The organism is Dactylosporangium sp. NPDC005555 (assembly GCF_040605635.1).
GTDB lineage: Bacteria > Actinomycetota > Actinomycetes > Mycobacteriales > Micromonosporaceae > Dactylosporangium.
Genome location: NZ_JBEXDG010000020.1, coordinates 64,195 through 83,712, shown reverse-complemented (window position 1 = coordinate 83,712; position 19,518 = coordinate 64,195). Strand labels below are relative to the sequence as shown.

19 protein-coding genes and 13 tRNA genes are annotated in these 19,518 nt (G+C 71.4%); 7 read left to right on the top strand and 25 right to left on the bottom strand.

Annotation, left to right across the window (positions count from 1 at the left end; genetic code table 11):
* Positions 1-27: 27 nt before the first annotated feature.
* Both ABZS58_RS23375 and ABZS58_RS23370 read right to left on the bottom strand, forming a co-directional pair.
* Positions 28-543 carry an LURP-one-related family protein gene (locus ABZS58_RS23375; RefSeq protein ID WP_354784695.1) on the bottom strand — a complete coding sequence of 172 codons (516 nt, stop codon included), beginning with the start codon at positions 541-543 and terminating at the stop codon, positions 28-30.
* A 48-nt stretch (positions 544-591) separates the two neighbouring features.
* Positions 592-714, bottom strand: coding sequence for a hypothetical protein (locus ABZS58_RS23370; protein WP_354784693.1), 123 nt, complete (start codon positions 712-714; stop codon positions 592-594).
* A 146-nt stretch (positions 715-860) separates the two neighbouring features.
* Here ABZS58_RS23370 and ABZS58_RS23365 point away from each other — a divergent pair, with 146 nt between their 5' ends.
* From ABZS58_RS23365 to ABZS58_RS23355, 3 genes are all read left to right on the top strand, one after another.
* On the top strand, positions 861-2,342 hold the full coding sequence (locus ABZS58_RS23365) for an LLM class flavin-dependent oxidoreductase (protein WP_354784691.1): 1,482 nt from the start codon (positions 861-863) through the stop codon (positions 2,340-2,342).
* Between the two features lie 102 nt (positions 2,343-2,444).
* Positions 2,445-2,954 (top strand): SigE family RNA polymerase sigma factor, encoded by a 510-nt coding sequence (locus ABZS58_RS23360; protein WP_354784689.1) that lies wholly within the window; start codon positions 2,445-2,447, stop codon positions 2,952-2,954.
* A complete protein-coding gene (locus ABZS58_RS23355) occupies positions 2,947-3,810 on the top strand; it encodes a hypothetical protein (RefSeq protein WP_354784688.1) in 864 nt (287 codons plus the stop codon). The genes ABZS58_RS23360 and ABZS58_RS23355 overlap by 8 nt, the downstream gene beginning before the upstream one ends.
* Positions 3,811-3,937: 127 nt before the next feature.
* Here ABZS58_RS23355 and ABZS58_RS23350 read toward each other — a convergent pair whose 3' ends face one another.
* The 18 genes from ABZS58_RS23350 to ABZS58_RS23265 form a co-directional block, all read right to left on the bottom strand.
* On the bottom strand, positions 3,938-5,548 hold the full coding sequence (locus ABZS58_RS23350) for a M4 family metallopeptidase (protein ID WP_354784686.1): 1,611 nt from the start codon (positions 5,546-5,548) through the stop codon (positions 3,938-3,940).
* A gap of 85 nt (positions 5,549-5,633) precedes the next feature.
* Entirely contained in the window at positions 5,634-6,011 is a 378-nt protein-coding gene (locus ABZS58_RS23345; RefSeq protein WP_354784684.1) for a DUF1801 domain-containing protein, read from the bottom strand.
* Between the two features lie 4 nt (positions 6,012-6,015).
* Complete coding sequence (locus tag ABZS58_RS23340; protein WP_354784682.1) at positions 6,016-7,233, bottom strand: DUF6596 domain-containing protein; 1,218 nt, start codon at positions 7,231-7,233, stop codon at positions 6,016-6,018.
* Positions 7,234-7,237: 4 nt separating this feature from the next.
* On the bottom strand, positions 7,238-7,654 hold the full coding sequence (locus tag ABZS58_RS23335) for a YciI family protein (RefSeq protein WP_354784680.1): 417 nt from the start codon (positions 7,652-7,654) through the stop codon (positions 7,238-7,240).
* Positions 7,655-7,769: 115 nt separating this feature from the next.
* Positions 7,770-7,840, bottom strand: a tRNA-Cys gene (locus ABZS58_RS23330).
* Positions 7,841-7,851: 11 nt separating this feature from the next.
* A tRNA-Arg gene (locus ABZS58_RS23325) sits at positions 7,852-7,925 on the bottom strand.
* A gap of 10 nt (positions 7,926-7,935) precedes the next feature.
* Positions 7,936-8,016: transfer RNA gene (locus tag ABZS58_RS23320), tRNA-Tyr, on the bottom strand.
* A gap of 15 nt (positions 8,017-8,031) precedes the next feature.
* A tRNA-Asn gene (locus ABZS58_RS23315) sits at positions 8,032-8,104 on the bottom strand.
* Positions 8,105-8,113: 9 nt separating this feature from the next.
* Positions 8,114-8,189: transfer RNA gene (locus ABZS58_RS23310), tRNA-Glu, on the bottom strand.
* Between the two features lie 16 nt (positions 8,190-8,205).
* A tRNA-Met gene (locus ABZS58_RS23305) sits at positions 8,206-8,282 on the bottom strand.
* A 1-nt stretch (position 8,283) separates the two neighbouring features.
* A tRNA-Lys gene (locus ABZS58_RS23300) sits at positions 8,284-8,356 on the bottom strand.
* A gap of 11 nt (positions 8,357-8,367) precedes the next feature.
* Positions 8,368-8,440 (bottom strand) — tRNA-Arg (locus ABZS58_RS23295).
* Positions 8,441-8,468: 28 nt separating this feature from the next.
* A tRNA-Leu gene (locus tag ABZS58_RS23290) sits at positions 8,469-8,541 on the bottom strand.
* Between the two features lie 5 nt (positions 8,542-8,546).
* Positions 8,547-8,619: transfer RNA gene (locus ABZS58_RS23285), tRNA-Gln, on the bottom strand.
* Between the two features lie 44 nt (positions 8,620-8,663).
* Positions 8,664-8,735, bottom strand: a tRNA-Gly gene (locus tag ABZS58_RS23280).
* Positions 8,736-8,793: 58 nt separating this feature from the next.
* Positions 8,794-8,866: transfer RNA gene (locus ABZS58_RS23275), tRNA-Gly, on the bottom strand.
* Between the two features lies 1 nt (position 8,867).
* Positions 8,868-8,941 (bottom strand) — tRNA-Glu (locus ABZS58_RS23270).
* 364 nt (positions 8,942-9,305) lie between these two features.
* Positions 9,306-9,875, bottom strand: coding sequence for a histidine phosphatase family protein (locus ABZS58_RS23265; RefSeq protein WP_354784678.1), 570 nt, complete (start codon positions 9,873-9,875; stop codon positions 9,306-9,308).
* Positions 9,876-9,912: 37 nt separating this feature from the next.
* On the opposite strand from ABZS58_RS23265, the gene ABZS58_RS23260 reads away from it, so the two are divergent.
* Positions 9,913-10,602 carry a haloacid dehalogenase-like hydrolase gene (locus ABZS58_RS23260; protein WP_354784676.1) on the top strand — a complete coding sequence of 230 codons (690 nt, stop codon included), beginning with the start codon at positions 9,913-9,915 and terminating at the stop codon, positions 10,600-10,602.
* On the opposite strand, the gene ABZS58_RS23255 is transcribed toward ABZS58_RS23260, so the two are convergent.
* The 3 genes from ABZS58_RS23255 to ABZS58_RS23245 are packed head-to-tail and all read right to left on the bottom strand — an operon-like array spanning position 10,599 to position 13,307.
* A complete protein-coding gene (locus tag ABZS58_RS23255; protein ID WP_354784674.1) occupies positions 10,599-11,039 on the bottom strand; it encodes an Lrp/AsnC family transcriptional regulator in 441 nt (146 codons plus the stop codon). The two genes, ABZS58_RS23260 and ABZS58_RS23255, sit on opposite strands and share 4 nt — an antisense overlap.
* A 46-nt stretch (positions 11,040-11,085) precedes the next feature.
* Positions 11,086-12,213 carry an acyl-CoA dehydrogenase family protein gene (locus ABZS58_RS23250; RefSeq protein WP_354784672.1) on the bottom strand — a complete coding sequence of 376 codons (1,128 nt, stop codon included), beginning with the start codon at positions 12,211-12,213 and terminating at the stop codon, positions 11,086-11,088.
* Positions 12,210-13,307 (bottom strand): Xaa-Pro peptidase family protein, encoded by a 1,098-nt coding sequence (locus ABZS58_RS23245; protein WP_354784670.1) that lies wholly within the window; start codon positions 13,305-13,307, stop codon positions 12,210-12,212. Before ABZS58_RS23245 ends, ABZS58_RS23250 begins: the two co-directional genes overlap by 4 nt.
* Before the next feature lie 170 nt (positions 13,308-13,477).
* On the opposite strand from ABZS58_RS23245, the gene ABZS58_RS23240 reads away from it, so the two are divergent.
* From ABZS58_RS23240 to ABZS58_RS23230, 3 genes are all read left to right on the top strand, one after another.
* Positions 13,478-14,428 carry a sensor histidine kinase gene (locus tag ABZS58_RS23240; RefSeq protein ID WP_354784668.1) on the top strand — a complete coding sequence of 317 codons (951 nt, stop codon included), beginning with the start codon at positions 13,478-13,480 and terminating at the stop codon, positions 14,426-14,428.
* 22 nt (positions 14,429-14,450) lie between these two features.
* Positions 14,451-15,359, top strand: coding sequence for a 5'-3' exonuclease (locus ABZS58_RS23235; protein ID WP_354784666.1), 909 nt, complete (start codon positions 14,451-14,453; stop codon positions 15,357-15,359).
* Positions 15,360-15,480: 121 nt separating this feature from the next.
* Positions 15,481-15,639, top strand: coding sequence for a hypothetical protein (locus ABZS58_RS23230; RefSeq protein ID WP_354784664.1), 159 nt, complete (start codon positions 15,481-15,483; stop codon positions 15,637-15,639).
* On the opposite strand, the gene ABZS58_RS23225 is transcribed toward ABZS58_RS23230, so the two are convergent.
* Together ABZS58_RS23225 and ABZS58_RS23220 are read right to left on the bottom strand one after the other, a co-directional pair.
* Positions 15,629-18,106, bottom strand: coding sequence for a glycogen/starch/alpha-glucan phosphorylase (locus ABZS58_RS23225; protein WP_354784662.1), 2,478 nt, complete (start codon positions 18,104-18,106; stop codon positions 15,629-15,631). The two genes, ABZS58_RS23230 and ABZS58_RS23225, sit on opposite strands and share 11 nt — an antisense overlap.
* Positions 18,107-18,519: 413 nt before the next feature.
* The gene (locus ABZS58_RS23220; RefSeq protein ID WP_354784660.1) at positions 18,520-19,440 is read right to left on the bottom strand and encodes an MHYT domain-containing protein; all 921 of its coding nucleotides are present in this window, start codon (positions 19,438-19,440) and stop codon (positions 18,520-18,522) included.
* Between the last annotated feature and the right edge of the window lie 78 nt (positions 19,441-19,518).

The following is a 19,518-nucleotide window of genomic DNA, read 5'->3' as shown; positions in this document are numbered from 1 at the left end:
GCGACGCCGGCTACTGGACGCTGTGACTCAGTCCTGCAGCGCTGCCTTCTTTTTCTCCTCCTCGTCCTTCTCGCGCTGCGTCGCGAGCTCGAGGGCGAGGACGGCGGCGAGGATCAGGACATGGTTCTCGCCGTCGCCGATGCGCACCGCGTAGCTGTCGCGGATGCTGAGCCAGCGCTTCGACACCGAGGCGACCTCGCGACCGTCGCGCTCCACGGTGTACTCGTGGTCGAACAGATCACCGGTCATCGTCAGGTCGTCGTCGCCCGGCAGGTCGACGGTGAACTTCTCGCGGAACGGCGTGAAGAGCTTCTTGCGCACCTCAGCGGCCTTCTCGCCACCGATTTCGATGGTGTACGTGGGTCGCAACGCGATCAGGTGCCGGTGCACGGACGCGACCTCGGCGCCGTGCGGATCCTCGATGACGAGCTTGTCACGCAGGCTCAGCACCTTGCCGTCGACGTGCAGCACCACCTGTCCCGAGTCGTCGGTGATGTCGAAATCGTCGCCGATGTCGAAGAACCGCTCCTTGATGACATACATGCCGCCGATTCTCCTCCGGTCACGCCACCACCGCCCGCCGGGCGAGCGTCAGACTGGTCCGCAGGTCCAGGACGGTGCCGCCGCGGCGGCCTCCGGCGGGTAGCCGGGGCGGGCATCGTCGTACACCTCGGCGACCTCACCGAACCGGGCGCCAGTCCCCGTGCCGTCCACGCCCCCGATTCTGTCAGACCTTCGTGGCGCCACAGTGTCCTGCAACCGGCGGGGGAACGAGGGGCGCGGGGGTGGCACGTGGTTCGGTGGGGATGCTCACAGGGGCGGGCCGTGGGCGGAAATCGTCTGTGTGGCAGAATATCTGCATGACCGACTATGGGCATGAGCTGCGGTTCGGGACGTTCCTGCCGGCCGAGGCGGCCACCGCCGGGGAGACGTTGCGGCTCGCCGTGCTCACCGAGGAGCTCGGGCTGGATCTGGCCAGCGTCCAGGATCATCCTTACCAGGCGCGGTTCCTGGACGCGTGGACGCTACTGTCGTTCATCGCGGCGCGGACCAGCAGGCTGACCGTGTTCCCCAACGTCGCCAACCTACCGCTGCGGCCGCCCGCCGTGCTCGCCCGGGCCGCGGCGGGGCTGGACGTGCTCACCGGCGGGCGGGTCGAGCTCGGGCTCGGCGCGGGCGCGTTCTGGGACGCGATCGCCGGGATGGGCGCAGAGGTGCTCACGCCGGGCGCGTCGATCGAGGCCCTCGAGGAGGCGGTGCGGGTCATCCGCGCGCTGTGGAGCGACGAGCGCAGCGCCAGGTTCGACGGCGCCCACTACCGGCTGCGCGGCGCGCACCCCGGGCCGCCCGCGGCGCACCCGATCGGCATCTGGATCGGCGGCGTCAAGCCTCGCATGCTGCGGCTCGTCGGCCGGGTCGCCGACGGGTGGCTGCCCAGTGCGCCGTACGTGCCACCGCCGCAGCTCGCCGAGGCCAACCGGCGCATCGACGAGGCCGCGACCGGTGCCGGGCGGGACCCGAAGGACGTGCGGCGGCTGTACAACATCGTCGCCGGGCAGGCGCCCCTGGACGGGCCCGTCGAGCAGTGGGCGCCGCAGCTGGCCGACCTCGCCCTGGGCGAGGGGATCAGCACGTTCATCCTCATGGTCCAGGCGGGCGGCGGCGCCGAGCTGCGCCGGTTCGCCGAGGATGTGGCACCGCGGGTGCGCGACCTGGTCGCCGCCGGACGGGGCGGCGCGGCCGGCGCGGGTGGTAGGGGTGCCGACGCCGGAGCGACGATCGAAGGCGCGTCGCCGGGGATCACGGTGTGGGACGAGGCGCAGCGTCCGTCGGGGCCTGTCGACGAGGTGCCGCTGACCGCTGCCGAGCGGGCGTCCGGGCAGCATCTGGTCGACGTGCACGACCACCTCCGGCAGGAGCTGGAGCAGCTGCGGGACCTCGTCGGGCAGGTCGCCGCCGGCACCATGGACGTGGGTGCGGCGCGGTCGATGATCAACACGATGACGATGCGGCAGAACTCGTGGACGCTCGGGACGTACTGCGAGAGCTACTGCCGGGTCGTCACCACCCATCACACGCTCGAGGACGTGCAGCTGTTCCCGCGGCTACGGGCGGCCGACCCGCGGCTCGTGCCCGTCGTGGACCGCCTCGAGGCCGAGCACCACGTGATCGCCGACGTGCTCGAACGCGTCGACACTGCGCTGGTGGCGATGGTGTCACGGCCGGACGGAATCGGCGAGGTGGGCAAGGCTGTCGAGCTGCTCAGGGACACGCTGCTGTCACACCTCGCATACGAGGAGCGCGAGCTCGTCGGGCCCCTCGGCCGGCTCCGCGTCTTCTGACCCGCGTCTACACTCCGCCGGGGCCTGCAACCTGCGGGGCCGCTCGCCCGTATCCACTTACAGGACAGGACGGGCACACAACCGGGGAGGGCGAACGGGGACGTGCGGGACCCAAGAGCATTCGATGAGTTCTACCGCACCACGTCGGTGCGGATGCTGCGCTTCGGTTACGCGGTGATCGCCGACCGGGCGGAGGCGCAGGACATCGTGCAGGAGGCGTACGCGCGGGCCTGGCGGCGGTGGGACACGGTGACGGCGCACCCGTCGCCGGAGGCGTGGATCCGCCTGGTCGTGACGCGGCTGGCGACCGACCGGTGGCGGCGGCAGCGCGGCTGGCTGAGCGTCGCCGCGCGGACCGGGCCACCCGCGGCGGCCGGGCCGCCGAGCGAGGACACGGTCCTGCTCACCAGGGCCCTGCGGCAGCTTCCGGTGCGGCAGCGGCAGGCCCTCGCGCTGTTCTACCTGGCCGACCTCACCGTCGACCAGATCGCGCAGGAGGTCGGCACCACCCCCAACACCGTCAAGTCGTGGCTGTCGCGGGGACGGGCCCGGCTCGCGGAGATCCTCAGCGACCTCGATCCGTCCCGCAGCGTGGGGGTGCACGATGCCTGAGCTCAGCCACCTGTACGGCGCCCTGGCCCGCGACGCGGCCGGCGAACCGCTCGGCTCGCCGCAGGCGATCCGGCGCCGGGCCGACCGGCGCGCCCGCACCCGGGTCCTCCTCGCGTCCGCCGTCGTCGCCGTCACCGTCGGGGTCACCGGCACCGCCTGGGGCGTGCTGCGGCACCGCGGCGCCGACCCCGTCGTCACCGTCGAACCGTCGCAGTCCGCGTCGGCGGCGCCCTCGGCACAGGCACCCTCGGCACAAGCGCCGTCGACACGATCGTCCACGGCCAAGGCGCCCACGTCGATCCCCGCGACCGCGATGCTGAAGCTGCCGGCGGCGAACCGGTCCGACATCGCCGACGCCGACCGGGGCGCGGTCACGTTCGGCGCCCCGTGCAAGGGCGCGCTGCCCGCCAGGACCCAGATCGTCGCGCAGCGCAACCGGGACACGCACTTCCACCACGTCGGCGACCCGGGGAGGTCGGCCGCCGACATCATCAACCAGAACGTCACCATCTGGAAGGCAGGCCAGGCGGAGGCGTTCATGAGCCAGCTCCGCGCCGCTGTCACCGCCTGCCCGAGCGAACCCGACAAGCACGGCCGCCGCTCCTACAAGCTGGTCCCGCTGCAGGGCGTCGGCGACGAGGCGTTCCGGATCGAGACCACCGCTCCGCGGCTCAACCCGGCGACGGAGGAGGTCGACGGCGAGGTCACGACGTTCGACACGTACATCCGCATCGGCACCGTGACGACGGCCCTCATGTTCGGCGGCATGGAGGGCACCAGCACCCCCCACGAGTCCGACGTGCAGATCGTCACCGACGCCGCGATGCCCCCGCTCCGCACCTGGCTGACCCCGTGACCGCCGCCGCGGAGGAGTGCTGACCGCACCCCGACGTGCGTGACCGGCGAGCCCGGTCGCCGGTCACTCACCCGGGCATGGCAAGGCCCGGCCACCGAGCGGTGGCCGGGCCTCACCGAGGGCCCGGTTACGGGCAGGCGGCGTCGTTGCCGGCGACGTTCACCGCGGTCCAGGCGGCCCTGACCGCCTTGTACTCGGTGGAGCAGTTGCCGTACAGGTCGGACGCGGCGCGCAGCGAATACGCCCGGGCCGTGTTGCCCGGGTTGGAGCTGTTGACATACGAGGTGTTGGACGTGAAGTACAGGTTCACGGCACGGAACCAGATCAGCTCGGCCTTCGACCGGCCGATGCCGGTGACGGCGGGCGCCGAGCCGCAGACCGGGGACGTGCCGTAGGCGGTGCTGCCGGTGCCGTTGGCGAGGTTGAAGAAGAAATGGTTCGCCGGGCCGGAGCTGTAGTGCACGTCGACGTTCTTGGTGCTGGTCGACCAGCAGCTGTGCGACGAGCCGTCGAGCGAGGGGTTGTACATGTAGCGCAGCGGCGTCCCGTTGCCCCGGATGTTGATCTTCTCGCCGATCTGGTAGTCGCCCGGGTCGCTGGCGGTGTTGGCGTAGAACTCGACCATCGAGCCGAAGATGTCACTGGTGGCCTCGTTGAGACCGCCGGACTCGCCGGAGTAGGTGAGGCCGCCGGAGACGATGTTGGCCGTCACGCCGTGCGCCATCTCGTGGCCGGCGACGTCGAGGGAGACCAGGGGCCGGGCGTTGCCGGCGCCGTCACCGTAGGTCATCCGCGACCCGTCCCAGAACGCGTTGACATACGCGCTGCCGTAGTGCACCCGCGACGGCACGCCCGTGCCGTTGCCGAAGATGCCGTTGCGGCCGTGCACGTTCTTGAAGTAGTCGAACGTCTTCGCGGCGCCGAAGTAGGCGTCGGCGCCGGCGGACTGCCGGTTGCTGTTGGCGTTGGTGCCCCACGTGTTGTCGGCGTCGGTGAAGACGGTGCACGTGCCGGACGTCGTGTTGTTCATGTCGCAGGCGGTGTTGTTGCCGTGCGACGGGTCGCTCATCCGATACGTGCCGGCGCTCAGCGTGGTGTCGATGCTGACGTTGCCCGAGTAGATGGTCTTCCCGGTGCCGGCGACGGTCTCGACCTCGTCCCAGGTGCCCAGGACGGCGTTGCTGGTCGCGTCGGTGACGACGTGCAGCACCGACGGGGTCTGACCGTCGGGTGCCCAGCCCTCCACGACGCTCTCCCAGGCGAGGCGCCCGGTGCCGCTGGACGCGTCGACCATGAGCTGCGGCGTGCGGGTCGCGGTCACCCGGCCGGCGAACGCGGCCTTCGCGGCACGCTGCGCGGCGACGCCGGCGACGGCCGGGGTGACGCTCAGCCGCAGCGGCGCGTCGAGACTGTTGGACGTGCCCGCATAGGCCCCCTTGGCGTCGGTGTGCACGACGACGTCGCCGCCGTAGACGCGCAGGCCGTGATAGGTCCTGGTGTAGCGCACGTGGGCCGCGCCGCCGGCGTCGACCTCGGTGCGGTAGACCTGGAACGCGTCCCCGCCCGCGACCTTCGCGTCGGCGGCGTGCAGCCGCAGCGCGCGGCCGGCGGCCGACGCGCCGGCCGCGTCGGCGGCAGGGCCGCCCGACACCTCGACGGCGGGTCCCGCGAACGCGGCGGTTGCCGTCGCGGGGATGACGAGCACGGCGCCGATCAGCGCCGCAATGCTTGTTCTCACTGGCCCTCCCTGAGTGGGTCCATCCGTGACGGGTGACGTCACGCATCGACATATATCAGGGCATGAATGTCTCGTGAACCCCTCGTTACAAGATCATGTTGTAGGACCGGCGGACGATCTCGCGCAGGACGGCGTCGTCGGCGTCGGCGACACGCTTGAGATACAGGCAGCCCTTGCCGGCCGTATACGGCCCGAGCCGGTCGAGCAGGTCCTGATAGACGTCGATGCCGCCGGTCAGGTAGAGCACCGTCTGGGCCTTGCGCGGCGAGAAGCTCACCAGCGCGACGTCGCCCTCCCGGCCCGACTCGTAGCGATAGTGCCGCGAGCCGAAGCCGATGATCGCGCTGCCCCACATGGCCGCCGGCTGACCGGTGACCGCACCCATGAGCGCGACGAGGTGCCTGGCCTCCTCGCGCCGCCGCTCGTCGGCCACCCCTGCGACAAAAGTCTCGACGTCTGTCATGCGCTCACGGTACGTCGGGGGTACGACAGTTTTCCGCGTGGTTGAGCCGGGCCGCGCGCATGGTCAGGTAGCGCCGCTCCGGGGTGCTCGCGGTGCCGGCCGCGGCCGCCCGGTAGTGCGCGGCCGCCGCCGTCGTGTCGCCCGCGAGCTCGTGCAGGTGCCCGCGGACCGCGTCGGGCCGGTGACTGCCCGGCAGCCGCGCGTCCAGCGTCTCCAGCAGTCGCAGCCCTTCGGCCGGCCCGTGCACCATCGCCGCCGCCACCGCCCGGTTCAACGCGACGACGGGACTGCCCGTCATGCGTTCGAGCAGCTCGTACAGCGCAAGGATCTGCGGCCAGTCGGTCCCCTCGGTGCTCGCGGCCCGGTCGTGCAGGGCGGCGATCGCCGCCTGCAGCTGGAAGGGCCCGACCGCGCCGGCGGTGAACGCCGCGTCGAGCACCGCCGCGCCCTCCGCGATCAGCGGCCGCAGCCAGCGCCCGCGGTCCTGCTCGGCGAGCGGCACGAGATCACCGGCGGCGTCGACGCGGGCCGGCCGCCGCGCGTCGGTGAGCAGCATCAACGCCAGAAGCCCGGCGACCTCACCGTCGCCGGGCAGCAGTTCGCGGAGCATCCGCGCCAGCCTGATCGCCTCACCGGACAGGCCGGCGCGCACGAGTTCGCCACCGCCGCCGGCGTACCCCTCGTTGAAGATCAGATACAGGACGTGGAGCACGGACCGCAGCCGGGACGCCCACTGCGGCCCGTCCGGCATCCGCAACGGCGCGTCGAGGGAGCGGATCCGCTGCTTGGCGCGGCTGATCCGCTGCCCCATCGTCGCCTCCGGCACCAGGAACGCCCGGGCGATCTCGCCGGTGGTGAGCCCGCCGACGGCACGCAGCGTCAACGCGATCGCCGACGCCTCGCTCAGCTCCGGATGACAGCACAGGAACAGCACGGTAAGGGTGTCGTCACGGTCGTATACCTGCGGCGGCGGCTCGACCGAGAGCACCTCCCGGCGCCGTCTGGCCCGGTCGGCGCGCAGCTGGTCGAGCAGCTTCCGCTCACCGGTGCGGATCAGCCAGCCCCGCGGGTTGTCCGGGACCGCGTCCCAGTGGGTCGCGGCCGCCAGCAGTGCCTCCTGGGTGGCGTCCTCCGCGGCGGCGAAGTCCCCGAACCGGCGCACGAGCGCGCCGAGGACCTGCGGAGCCAGCTCGCGCAGCAGGTCCTCGAGAGGGTCCCGCACCGGCTCAGACCTCGGAGGTCAGCAGCTCGTAGTCGGCGGCGTCCATCACCCGCCGGACCGTGATCGGCTGCCGCTGCGGCACCCCGCCCGGTCCGGGCACGCAGGAGATCTTCGCGGCGATCTCGATGGCGCGCGCCTCATCGACGACGTCGACGATCTGGAACCCGGCGAGCATCTCCTTCGACTCGGCGAACGGCCCGTCGCTGACGACCGGCGCGCCGGACCCGTCCCAGGTCACGACCTTCGCGTGCTCCGGGCCGGTCAGCGCGTGCTGGTCGAAGAGCTCACCGCTGTCCAGCAGCTCCTGCCGCAGCGCGCCGTAGTAGTCCATGTGCGCCGTGATCTCCTCCGGCGCCCACTCGTCCATCGGCGTGTCGACGTCGCCGCCGTTGTAGTCCACGATCAGCAGGTACTTCGCCATCTCAGGCTCCTCACGTCCCCGCCGCGGCGCCCGTCCGGCGCAGCGGTCACCATGGAAACGGAGCCGCTCCCGCGTTTTCGACATGGTCTCATGGACCGGTGGACGACGGATCTTGAGACCGGAGCCGGACTCGAACCGGCGTGTACCGCTTTGCAGGCGGCTCCCTCACCCCTCGGGCATACGGTCATGGTCGTGCGTGCCCTCGGCTGGACTCGAACCAGCGACCTTCAGGTCCGGAACCTGGCGCTCTGCTCCACTGAGCTACGAAGGCGTGCGGTGCGTGCGGGTGGAGGGATTCGAACCCCCTGAGCGATGCACCTGGTTTACAGCCAGGCCCGACTCTCCGACGTCGGCGCACCCGCATGATGGTGGTGTTGCTCCGGCGCCCGGACTCGAACCGGGACCTGAACGGTTAACAGCCGTTTGCCCTGCCGATTGGGCGACGCCGGATCGGTCCAGTAGCGCGGACGGGCCTCGAACCCGCACAGTGTCCCGGGTGAAAGCCGGGCGACTCTCCCAATTCGTCCACCGCGCCGAGCACTTGCACGACGATGCGGGGGTGGGATTCGAACCCACGATGCTCCGGCTTATGAGACCGGCGAGGACGACCGAACTCCTCCACCCCGCAGTGCGCCGCCAGGGACTCGAACCCCGAACACGCTGGTTAAGAGCCAGCCGCTCTACCCATTGAGCCAGCGGCGCGCGGTACTGCGTGTCCTCGGCTGGACTCGAACCAGCGACCTTCAGGTCCGCAACCTGGTGCTCTCTCCACTGAGCTACGAAGACATGTTGTGCTGTGCTGCCTGTACTGCCGTGCCCTCGACGCGATTCGAACGCGCAACTACGACGACCTCAACGCCGTGCCTCTACCTTTGGACCACGAGGGCTTGCGCTGCAGGCGGAGGATTCGAACCCCCAATGTCCGGTTCAGAGCCGGATGTGTTGCCGGGTTACACCAGCCTGCAAGGCGCCCGGGCGGGGTGATGGCCCGCCCGGGCTCGAGCAACGGAGCGGCAACCGGGACTTGAACCCGGGACCTTCGCCTTGGCAAGGCGACGCTCTACCACTGAGCTACAACCGCACGTACCGGTGCCCCGGGAGGCGAGCGTCCCCCTCGCGTTCCCATCCCCGGGCACCAGAACAGCTCAAGGGCATCGAACCCTCTTCTCCGGTTCGGAAAACCGGCGTGTCCGCCGAGTCCACCAGAGCTGCGTCGCCCGTCCGGGGGTTGAACCCGGTCTTCCGGATTGAGAGTCCAGTGGTCTACCTTCCTCAGCCTCACGGGCGCTTGTTTCGCACTTTATATAGACGTGCGTCATCCACTTTTGAATTGTCAAAGAACAGCGTCAATCGGCCGGCGAGGGCAAAGAAAAACCGCCCTGCTCCCGGTTGCGGGAAGGGCGGTGGGGTGTTGTGCCAGCGGGATGCTAGCCGCTCCACCTGCCCTGGTGCTGCAGAAGTCGCTCACAGAGATATCCGCGGAGACCGCCATTGAGCACGACTTCCCCGCCGCCGAGCGGCCGGCGCCGCTGCGGTGCTTCGGAAGGGTGCCGCGTCATGGCCTGGCTCCTGTCGATTCGTGTTTCATCCGGTGTTGATGAAAACAATAGGGCGCATCCACGACGACGACAACCCTATTTATCGGCGGGATTCATACCGCCGAGTTCCAGGTGCGGATCGACGGCTGGTCGTGCTCGTGGCCGAGGACGGACAGGGTGGCGGTGTCGAGGCTGAGCCGCGCGCCGAACGTGACCGGCTCGCCGATCCACCGGGACGCCAGGGCCCGGGACGCGTGGCCGTGGCTGACGACGGCGACGTCGCCGACGACGAGCATCGGCCGGACCCGCGCCAGGAAGCGGTCGAGCCGGTCCGTGACGTGCTCCGGCGACTCGCCGTCCGGGCAGCCGTCGGTCCACAGGTCCCAGTCCGGCCGCCCGGCCAGGATCTCCGGCGTGGTGAGGCCCTCATACGTGCCGTAGTCCCACTCGGCGACGTCGGCGTCGACCTCGGTGACGGTGAGGCCGGCGAGCTCGGCGGTGCGCAGCGCGCGCCGGCGGGGGCTGCTGACGACGGCGACGAAGCCCGCCGTCACGAAGGCCCGGCTGAGCGCGCGGGCCCGCTGCTCACCCTCCGGGGTGAGGTCGATGTCGGTCCTGGAGGTGTGGCGCCCACCGGCGCTCCACTCGGTCTGGCCGTGCCGGACCACCACGATGTCGCCCATCCGCCTCATTCTGCCTCGCTTCGCTACAGTGCGTCTCGTGGACGAGGTTCTGGTGCTCTGGGATGTTGACCATACGCTCGTCGACGTCGATGGACTGGGTCGTGAGGCCTACGATCTGGCGTTTCTTCGCCAGCACGGGCGGCCGGTCGCGCATCAGCCGGCGATGGCGGGGCGCACCGACCGGGCGATCGCGCACGACGTGCTGCGGCTCAACGGCGCACCGGCGGACGAGGAGCACCTGGAGGCGTTGCGGGTCGCGGCGGAGACCGCGTTCGAGGAGCTGGCGCACCTGCTGCCGGTGCGCGGCCGGGCACTGCCGGGCGCCCTGGCCGCCGTCACGTCCCTCGCCGGGGTGCAGTCGGTGCTGACGGGCAACCTGCGGCGGATCGCGGAGGTGAAGCTCGGCCCGTTCGGGCTCGTCGAGCACCTGGATCTCGACGCGGGCGCCTACGGCTGGAGCCATGCCGTCCGGGCGAACCTGGTGGACATCGCGAGGACGGCGGCGCGGCACCGGTACGGACGCGACTTCGACGGCCGCCGGACGGTCCTCGTCGGCGACACGCCCCTGGACGTCGAGGCGGCGCTCGCGACGGGCGCGGGTGTGGTGGCCGTGGCGACGGGCCGCTACACGACCGGCGAGCTGGCGGCGGCGGGCGCGCACGTGGTGCTGCCGGACCTGTCCGACACCGCCGGCGTCGGCGACGCGATCACCCGCGCCCGGCGTTAGATCCTCGGCGACCGGTTCTCATACGGCGTGGACAGCACGACCGTGGTGCGGGTGATGACGTTGGCCGCCGTCCGGATCTCCTGCAGCACCCGCTCCAGGGCGAGGGGGCTCTCGACCCGGACGAGCAGCAGGTAGAAGTCCTCGCCGGCGACGGAATAGCACGACTCGATCTGCGGCAGCTTCGCGAGCCGGTCGGGCGCGTCGTCGGGCTGGGACGGGTCGATGGGGCGGATCGCCACGAACGCCGTCAGCGGCAGCCCGATCGCGTCGTGGTCGAGCCGCGCCGTGTAGCCCTTGACGACGCCGCGCTGCTCCAGGCGGCGGACCCGCTGGTGCACGGCGGACACCGACAGGCCGACCTTCTCGGCGAGGTCGGTGTAGGACAGCCGGCCGTCGGCCGCGAGGGCCGCGACGATCGCGCGATCGGTCTCTTCCACGGCACGAACCCTAACCTGACACGCGACGTCGACGCAGCCGCGATCCTCAGAGCGACCGGGCGATCACCAGACGTTGGATCTGGTTCGTGCCCTCGAAGATCTGCAGCACCTTGGCCTCGCGCATGTACCGCTCGACGGGGTGGTCCTGCACGTAGCCGGCGCCGCCGAGGACCTGCACGGCATCGGTGGTGACCTTCATCGCGGCGTCGGTGCAGAACAGCTTCGCCTTGGCCGCTTCGGCGCCGTGCGGGCGGCCGGCGTCGCGGAGCCTGGCCGCGGACAGGTACAGCGCCCGGGCGGCGGAGACCTGGGTGGCCATGTCGGCGAGCATGAACCCGACGCCCTGGAACTCCATCACGGGCCTGCCGAACTGCTCCCGCTCCTTGGCGTAGCCGACCGCGTAGTCCAGCGCCGCCTGGGCGAGCCCGACGGCGCAGGCGGCGATGCCGAGCCGGCCGCCGTCCAGGGCGCTCAGCGCGATCCTGAACCCGCCGCCGGCGTCGCCGAGGAGCCGGTCGGCGGGCACGTGCGCGCCGTCGAGGACGATCTGCGCGACGGTCGAGGACCGCAGCCCCATGGTCCGCTCGGGCGCCTGCGGCAGCAGCCCCTCGGTGCCGGCGTCCACCAGCAGGCACGAGATGCCTTCGGGTGTGCGGCAGAAGACGTTGTAGAAGTCCGCCTTGCCGCCGTGGGTGATCCAGGCCTTCGTGCCGCTGATCCGATACCCGTCGCCGTCGGGCTCCGCACGGGTGGTGAGCGCCGCCGCGTCGGACCCGCTCTGCGGCTCGGACAGGCAGTAGGCGCCGAGCAGCTCGCCGCCGAGCATGTCGGGCAGGTGCCGTTTGCGCTGCGTCTCGGTGCCGAACGCGGCCGTCGGATAGCAGGCGAGGCTGTGCACGGACACGCCCTCGGCGACGGCGAGCCAGCGGGCCGCGATCTCCTCCAGGACCTGCAGATACACCTCGTAGGGCTGGCCGCCGCCGCCGTGCTCGGCGTCGAACGGCAGCCCGAGCAGCCCGGCGCGGCCGAGGAGGCGGAACAGCTCGCGGGGGAACTGGGCGCGGGCCTCGAAGTCGTCGACGCGCGGCGCCAGCTCGCCGTCGGCGATCTCCTGCACCAGGCCGATGAGGTCGGCCGCCTCTTGCGTCGGCAGGATCCTTTCGACGGCGGTCACAGGATCACCAGGTCGGTCGGCAGCGTGTTCAGCCGGTCGACGCCGGTGCCCGTGCACACGACGATGTCCTCGATGCGGGCGCCGTGCTTCCCGGCGAGATAGATGCCGGGCTCGATCGAGAACGCCATGCCCTCTTCGAGCGGGGTGTCGTTGCCGGCGACGATGTAGGGGTCCTCGTGCCCGTCCAGGCCGATGCCGTGGCCCGTGCGGTGCAGGAACGCGTCCCCGAAGCCGGCGGCGGCGATCAGGTCGCGGGCGGCGGCGTCCACGGACGCGGCGGTGACCCCGGGCCGGACGGCGGCGACCGCGGCCCGCTGCGCCTCGAGGAGCACCCGGTAGTAGGCGGCGAACTCGGCGGGCGGCTCGCCGACGCAGTAGGTGCGGGTCGAGTCCGAGCAGTAGCCGTCGGGCATCCGGCCGCCGATGTCGACGACGACGGGCTCGCCCACGGCGATCACCCGGTCGGACGTGCCGTGGTGCGGGCTCGCGCCGTTGGGGCCGGACGCGACGATGGTGAACTCGACGGTCGCGTGCCCGGCGGCGCGGATCGCGGCGGCGATGTCGGCGGCCACCTCGCTCTCGGTGCGGCCGGCCCGCAGCCACTGCCCCATCCGGGCGTGGACGGCGTCGATCGCCTGCCCGGCGCGGCGCAGCGCCTCGACCTCGTCGGGTGCCTTGCGCAGCCGCAGCCCGGCGAGGACGGCGCCGGCGAGGCGCTGCTCGGCCGACGGCAGCGCGGCCCGCAGGGCGAGGACCTGCTCGGCCCACATCCGGTTGCCGAGCCCGACGGCGTCGGGCTTCGCTCCGCCGAGCGCGGCGGTCACCAGGTCATACGGGTCCGCACCGTCCACGTGATCGACGATGCGGACACCGTGCGGGTCGGCCGCCTCGGCGGCGGGCCGCTCCAGCCGGGGCACGATCAGGGTCGGCTCACCGTCGGCGGGCAGCACGAGCAGCGTGAGCCGCTCCAGCGCGTGCGCGTCGTAACCCGTGAGATATAGCAGGTCGGCGCTGGGTGGGATGAGCAACGCGTCGAGCCCGGCGGTGGTGGCGGCGAGCTGCGCGGCACGGAGTCGCTGTTCCTTCTGGGACACGCGTCCAAGCTTAACGTTCGTTTGGGTTTTGGGTCGACCGCCCGAGGTCGATACCAACGGATAGGTGTCGACCGGCGAGGTGTGGCGTAGTCTACATTCGGCGCCTGAGTAAAGGCCGGGTCGATCCACGGACCCGACCCGTTCCCGAATCGAGATGAGCAGCGCATCTCATGAGTGCACACGGCGGCACCGTCACCGGCGACCGGCTCACTGAGCCGTTCGTCCACGAGGCGCTCCTGTACAACGACCATGCGACCTATCTCGACGGCACGATGAACTTCATCTATGACGGCGTCTCCCTCGGCGAGCCCGTCGCCGTCGCCGCCCCACCGGCCAACGTGCGGCTGATCCGTGAGCGGCTCGGCGCCTTCGCCGAGGTCGTCGCGTTCCACGACATGACCGAGGCCGGCCGCAACCCCGGCCGGATCATCCCGTGGGTGCTGACCCGGTTCCTGCAGCAGCACGCCGGCCGGCGGGTCCGCATCATCGGCGAGCCGATCTGGCCCGGCCGCTCCGAGGACGAGTATCCCGCCTGCGTCCAGCACGAGGCGATGATCAACGTGGCGTTCCAGGGGCACGAGGCGGCCATCCTCTGCCCCTACGACACGAGCCGCCTCGAGTCGCAGGTGGTGAAGGACGCCTACGCCACGCACCCGGTGATGATCGACGGCGGCGGCCGGTCCCCCAGCGACGCCTACGACCCGTACGGCATCACCGACACCTACAACGTGCCGCTGTCGGAGCCGCCGTTCGGCGCCACGACGCTGCGCTTCGAGGTCGACGACCTGGTCAGGGTCCGCCGCGCCGTCGCCGAGGTCGGCCTCGACGCGGACCTGGTGCCGGACCGCATCGGCGACCTGCAGAGCGCCGTCAACGAGCTGGCGACCAACAGCATCATGCACGGCGGCGGGTCCGGCACCCTGCGCACCTGGCACGACGACGAGCGGGTGGTCTGCGAGGTCCGCGACTTCGGCCACCTCACCGACGTGATGGCCGGCCGCCTCCAGCCCGCCCGCGGGCGCGGCGGGCGCGGGCTCGTCATGGTGCACTACCTCGCCGACCTCGTGCAGCGGCACACCAGCCAGACCGGCACGACCACCCGGGTGCACGTGCTGCGGTAGGGAACATCGGTAGGGTGGTCGGGTGGCCCGACCTCTGCTGCTCGTCGACTCCGCCAGCCTCTACTTCCGCGCGTTCTTCGGCGTGCCCGAGAAGGCGGCCGTCGCGCCCGACGGCACCCCGGTCAACGCGGTCCGCGGCTTCCTCGACATGCTCTCCACCCTCGTGCGCGGCCGGCGGCCCGACCGGCTCGTCTGCTGCCTCGACGAGAGCTGGCGGCCGGCGTGGCGGGTCGCGCTGCTGCCGTCCTACAAGTCCCACCGGTTGACCCCGGCCGGCGGCGAGGAGGTCCCCGACGCGCTGTCGGTGCAGGTGCCGATCATCCTGGAGTTCCTGGCCGCGCTCGGCATCACCGCCGTCGGCGCCCACGACTTCGAGGCCGACGACGTCATCGGCACCCTCGCCACCCGCGAGCCCGGCCCAGTCGAGGTGGCCACCGGCGACCGCGACCTGTTCCAGCTCATCGACGACGCCCGCGGGGTCACCGTCCTGTACTGCGGACGCGGCGTGGCGAAGCTGGAGGTCCTCGACAACACGGCCCTGCACGCGAAGTACGGCGTCCCGGCCGCGGGCTACGCCGACTTCGCGGCGCTGCGCGGCGACCCGTCCGACGGGCTGCCCGGCGTCGCGGGCGTCGGGGAGAAGACGGCGGCGCGCCTCGTCGACCGGTACGGCGACCTCGACGGCATCCTCGCCGCGCTCGACGACCCGGCGTCCGGCTTCGCCCCGGGCCTCCGCGCGAAGATCGTCGCGGGCCGCGACTACCTGACGGCGGCCCGCGACGTGGTGGCGGTCGCCCGCACCATCGACCTCGGCGACGTCGACACCAAGCTGCCGACCTCTCCCGCCGACCCGGACGCGCTGCTCGCCCTCGCCGAACGCTGGGGCCTGGAGGGCGCCGCCAGACGCATCGTCGACGCCCTCGCCGCCTGACGACCCGCCCACGCCCTCGCCGAACCACGCCGAGCTCGTCACCGGCCGGCTCGCCGACGAGTTCGCCCTGCGCTGAAGGTCCTGGGCGACGCGCTGCGCCGCCTGGAGTCCCAATGGTCTCGTGCGGCGCCGCCGGTACGCGGAGGCGCCGCCGCGCGTCGACTGCGAGCTGACCGAGGCCGGCGCGGCGCCCATCGAGCCGATGCGCTCCATGGGCGCCTGGGCGCGGCGCCACGGCGACGCCGCCCAGGCGGCCCAGGAGCGGCACGCTACCGGCTGACCCTGACCGGCTCCACCTTCCAGATGTCGGCGCAGTACTCGCGGACCGTCCGGTCGGAGGAGAAGAAGCCGCACCGGGCCGTGTTCAGGATCGACATCCGGGTCCACCGCTCCTGGTCCGTCCACGCCTGCGCGACCGCGTCCTGACAGTCCACATAGGACCGGTAGTCCGCGAGGGCCATGTACTCGTCGCGGCCCAGCATCGCGTCGACGACGGGGGCGAACACGCCGCGGTCGCCCTTCGCGAACGTGCCCGAGGCGATCGTGTCGACGGCGAGGCGCAGCTCGAAGTCCGCCTCGTAGAACGACCGCGGCGAGTAGCCGGACCGGCGCAGCGCGGCCACCGCCGGCGTGTCCATGCCGAAGAGGAAGAAGTTGTCCGCCCCCACCCGGTCACGGATCTCGATGTTCGCGCCGTCGAGGGTACCGATGGTGAGCGCGCCGTTGAGGGCGAGCTTCATGTTGCCCGTGCCGGACGCCTCCTTGCCGGCGAGGGAGATCTGCTCCGACAGGTCCGCGGCCGGGATGACGTACTGCGCCTTCGTCACGTTGTAGTCCGGCGGGAACACCACCCGCAGGTGCCGGGCGACGACCGGGTCGGTGTTCACGACGTCGGCGACCGCGTTGACGAGGTGGATGAGCAGCTTCATCGCGTGGTACCCGGGTGCCGCCTTCCCGCCGAAGAGCACCGTGCGCGGCACGTAGGCGGCGCCGGGGTCGGCGCGGATCCGGTTCACCATCGTGATCACGTGCAGAAGCTTCAGCTGCTGCCGCTTGTACTCGTGGAACCGCTTGATCATCACGTCGCACAGCGCTTCGGGGTCGACGAGGACGCCGGTGGAGCGTTCGACGGCGGTGGCGAGCCCGGCCTTGTTGTGCCGCTTCACGTCCCGCCACGCGGCGCGGAACGCGGGGTCGTCGGCGTGCGGGCCGAGCCCGTGCAGCCGCTCCAGGTCGGTCAGCCACCCCTCGTCACCGAGGACGTCGGTGATCAGCTCCGACAGCGCCGGGTTGGCCATGCGCAGGAACCGCCGCGGCGTCACCCCGTTGGTGATGTTGCGGAAGCGTCCGGGCCACAGCGTCGCGAAGTCGTGCAGCGTCGTCTCCGCGAGCAGTCTGGTCTGCAGCTCGGCGACGCCGTTGACGGCGGTGCTGCCGACGACCGCGAGGTGCGCCATCCGGACCCGGCGCTCGTCACCCTCGCCGATGATGGACATCCTCCGCACGATGTCGTCGTCGCCGGGGTACGCCTGCCGCACCTCCTCCAGGAAGAAGTGGTTGATCATGTAGATGATCTCGAGGTGCCGGGGCAGGAGCCGCTCCAGGAGCCGGACCGGCCACGTCTCCAGGGCCTCGGGCAGCAGCGTGTGGCACGTGTAGTTGAACGTGCGCCGGGTGATCGTCCACGCCTCGTCCCAGGCCAGCCTGTGCTCGTCGACCAGCAGCCGCATCAGCTCGGTGACGGCCATGACCGGGTGCGTGTCGTTGAGCTGGATGACGACCTTGTCGGCGAAGCCGTTCCAGTTGCTGTTGCGCAGCCGGTACCGGCGGATGATGTCCCGCAGCGAGCAGGCGACGAGGAAGTACTGCTGCTTCAGCCGCAGCTCCCGGCCGGGCTCGGTGCTGTCGTCGGGGTAGAGCACCTTGCTGATGTTCTCGGCCTTCACGATGTCGTCGACGGCCTCGACGTACTGCCCGACGCCGAACCTGGCCAGGTCGAACGACTCGCGGCTGGCCCGCGCCTGCCACAGCCGGATGATGTTGACCGTCTCCGTGCCGTACCCGGGCACGAGCATGTGGCTCGGCTCGCCCCGCACCGTCTCCCCCGGCGTCCAGATCTTCCTCAGGCCTTCGGGGTCTGCCGGGTCGTCCTTCGTGGCGCCGTAGAAGCCGACCAGCTGCCGGTCGTCGGGCGCCTGGAACTCCCACGGGTTGCCGTAGAACGTCCAGTCGTCGGGCCGCTCCACCTGCTGCCCGTCGCGGAACGTCTGCTTGAAGATGCCGAACTCGTAGCGGATGCCATACCCGACCGCCGGGATGTCCAGCGTCGCCATGGAGTCCAGCAGGCACGCCGCCAGCCGCCCGAGCCCGCCGTTGCCGAGTCCGGGCTCGACGTCGTACACCTCCAGCGCCTCCAGCGACACGCCGAGGTCCTCGGCGATCGGCCGGACCCACCGCTCCGTGTCCGTGTACAGCAGGTTCTGCCGCAGCTGCCGCCCGAGCAGATACTCCGCCGACAGGTAGTAGACAAACCGCGGATTGGCCGCGTAGTGCGCCGCCGCCGTCCGCGCGTACCGGTCGACCAGCCTGTCCCTGACGGTCACCGCCAGGGTGTGATACCCGTCGGGCCCGCTGGCCGACTGGATCGTCGTGCCACGCTGGTAGTAGAGGTTGGAGATCAGGTCCCGCTCGAAGTCCTCGAGCGAGTCGCCGACAGTGCGCCTGAGTCGGGGCCGGGCCTCGGTCACCCGCCCATTATCCGCCAGGCGCTCACCGCCCAGCGACGGTCTCCCCAGATTCCTCTTCCTCTCCCCCTCCCGCGAGCCTCGCGTTCCTCGTTGTCCTGGTCGTGGCGGTGGGGCGCCCGGTGCCGGTCCGCCGCTGACATGGGCGGTGTCGCCGAGCCGGTGCCGGGCGAGGCCGGTGTCGACAGCCGCACCCCGCCACCCACGGGGGTCGGTGGGGAGCGCGGCCGTCTCCGTGGGCAGCTGCGCGGGGTCGGTGATGCGCGGTGGGAGTGGCTGAGCGGTCAGCGGCCGCGCCGCTCACCGGTCCCTCACCCGGCGCGCCGCGAGCGGCGGGGCAGTTCGGAGAGGAGACAGCGCCGCCGCCGGGAGGGGCGTAGCGCCCTGCCCGACGGCGGTGGGGAGTGGCTGAGCGGTCAGCGGCCGCGTTGACGGCGGGCGTCGGCGATGCCGTTGGCGGCGCGGGCGGAGAACGCCTGGCCGGTGCCGGGGGCGGCCGGGGTGGTGTTGGTGTTGGATCCGCCGCCGAACACCGGGCCGGCGGTGGCGGTGCGGATGGCGTCGCCGGCGGCGATCTTGTCCATGACGGCGGCGGTCTCGGCCTGCTCGCGCTCCGAGGGGACGGCCATGACGGCGCTGACCAGGGCGATAACCACGACCAGGACGAACAGGACGATCGGGGCGAGGAACCAGTTGACGTCGACGCCGGGGACCGTGGCCAGGCTGTCGGTGGTGAGGTTGACGTGCATGGCGGCCATGCCGGTGTAGTGCATGCCGCAGACGGCGACGCCCATGACGGCCGCCGCGGCGATCGTCGCGGGGATGCCGCGGACCACGACGGTGAACCAGAGAGCGACGGTCGCGGCGACGACGGCGATCGCGTAGGAGGCGAAGAAGAGGTTGCTCTTGTAGTCGAACGAGCCGTTGATCTGCATCGCGGCCATGCCCGTGTAGTGCATGAAGGCGACGGAGACGCCGGTGATCGGGCCGCCGATGAGGACCTTCAGCAGCGACGGCTTGCCGAGGCCGACGATGAACAGGCCGATGCCGACCGTGACCACGGCGATGAAGAAGCTCGCGACGGTGATGGGCACGTCATAGCGCAGCGGGGAGCCGACGACGCTGAAGCCGATCATCGCCATGAAGTGCATGACCCAGATGCCGGTGCCGCCGATGGCCCAGGCCGCGAGGACCAGCAGCCAGGCGCGTCGCCGGGTGTCGGTGGCCGCCCGTGCCCGGGCCGTGCTCACCAGACCGAGGAGGGAACCCAGGAACGACATCGCGAACGCGAAGATCGGGGTGATCGGCCCGTACGTGAAATGGTGCAGCTCTCCCACGATGATTCCTTCCCGTGCCGGAACTGGCCCCCCGGCGAAATGCATCATTGCGGATCCGAACGAAATTTTCTAATCCGA

Coding starts and splice junctions, on each gene's coding strand:
- ABZS58_RS23375 (WP_354784695.1), bottom strand. CDS start 543: ATGTATGTCATCAAGGAGCGGTTCTTCGACATCGGCGACGATTTCGAC.
- ABZS58_RS23365 (WP_354784691.1), top strand. CDS start 861: ATGACCGACTATGGGCATGAGCTGCGGTTCGGGACGTTCCTGCCGGCC.
- ABZS58_RS23355 (WP_354784688.1), top strand. CDS start 2,947: ATGCCTGAGCTCAGCCACCTGTACGGCGCCCTGGCCCGCGACGCGGCC.
- ABZS58_RS23345 (WP_354784684.1), bottom strand. CDS start 6,011: ATGACAGACGTCGAGACTTTTGTCGCAGGGGTGGCCGACGAGCGGCGG.
- ABZS58_RS23335 (WP_354784680.1), bottom strand. CDS start 7,654: ATGGCGAAGTACCTGCTGATCGTGGACTACAACGGCGGCGACGTCGAC.
- ABZS58_RS23265 (WP_354784678.1), bottom strand. CDS start 9,875: ATGGGCGACATCGTGGTGGTCCGGCACGGCCAGACCGAGTGGAGCGCC.
- ABZS58_RS23240 (WP_354784668.1), top strand. CDS start 13,478: ATGAGTGCACACGGCGGCACCGTCACCGGCGACCGGCTCACTGAGCCG.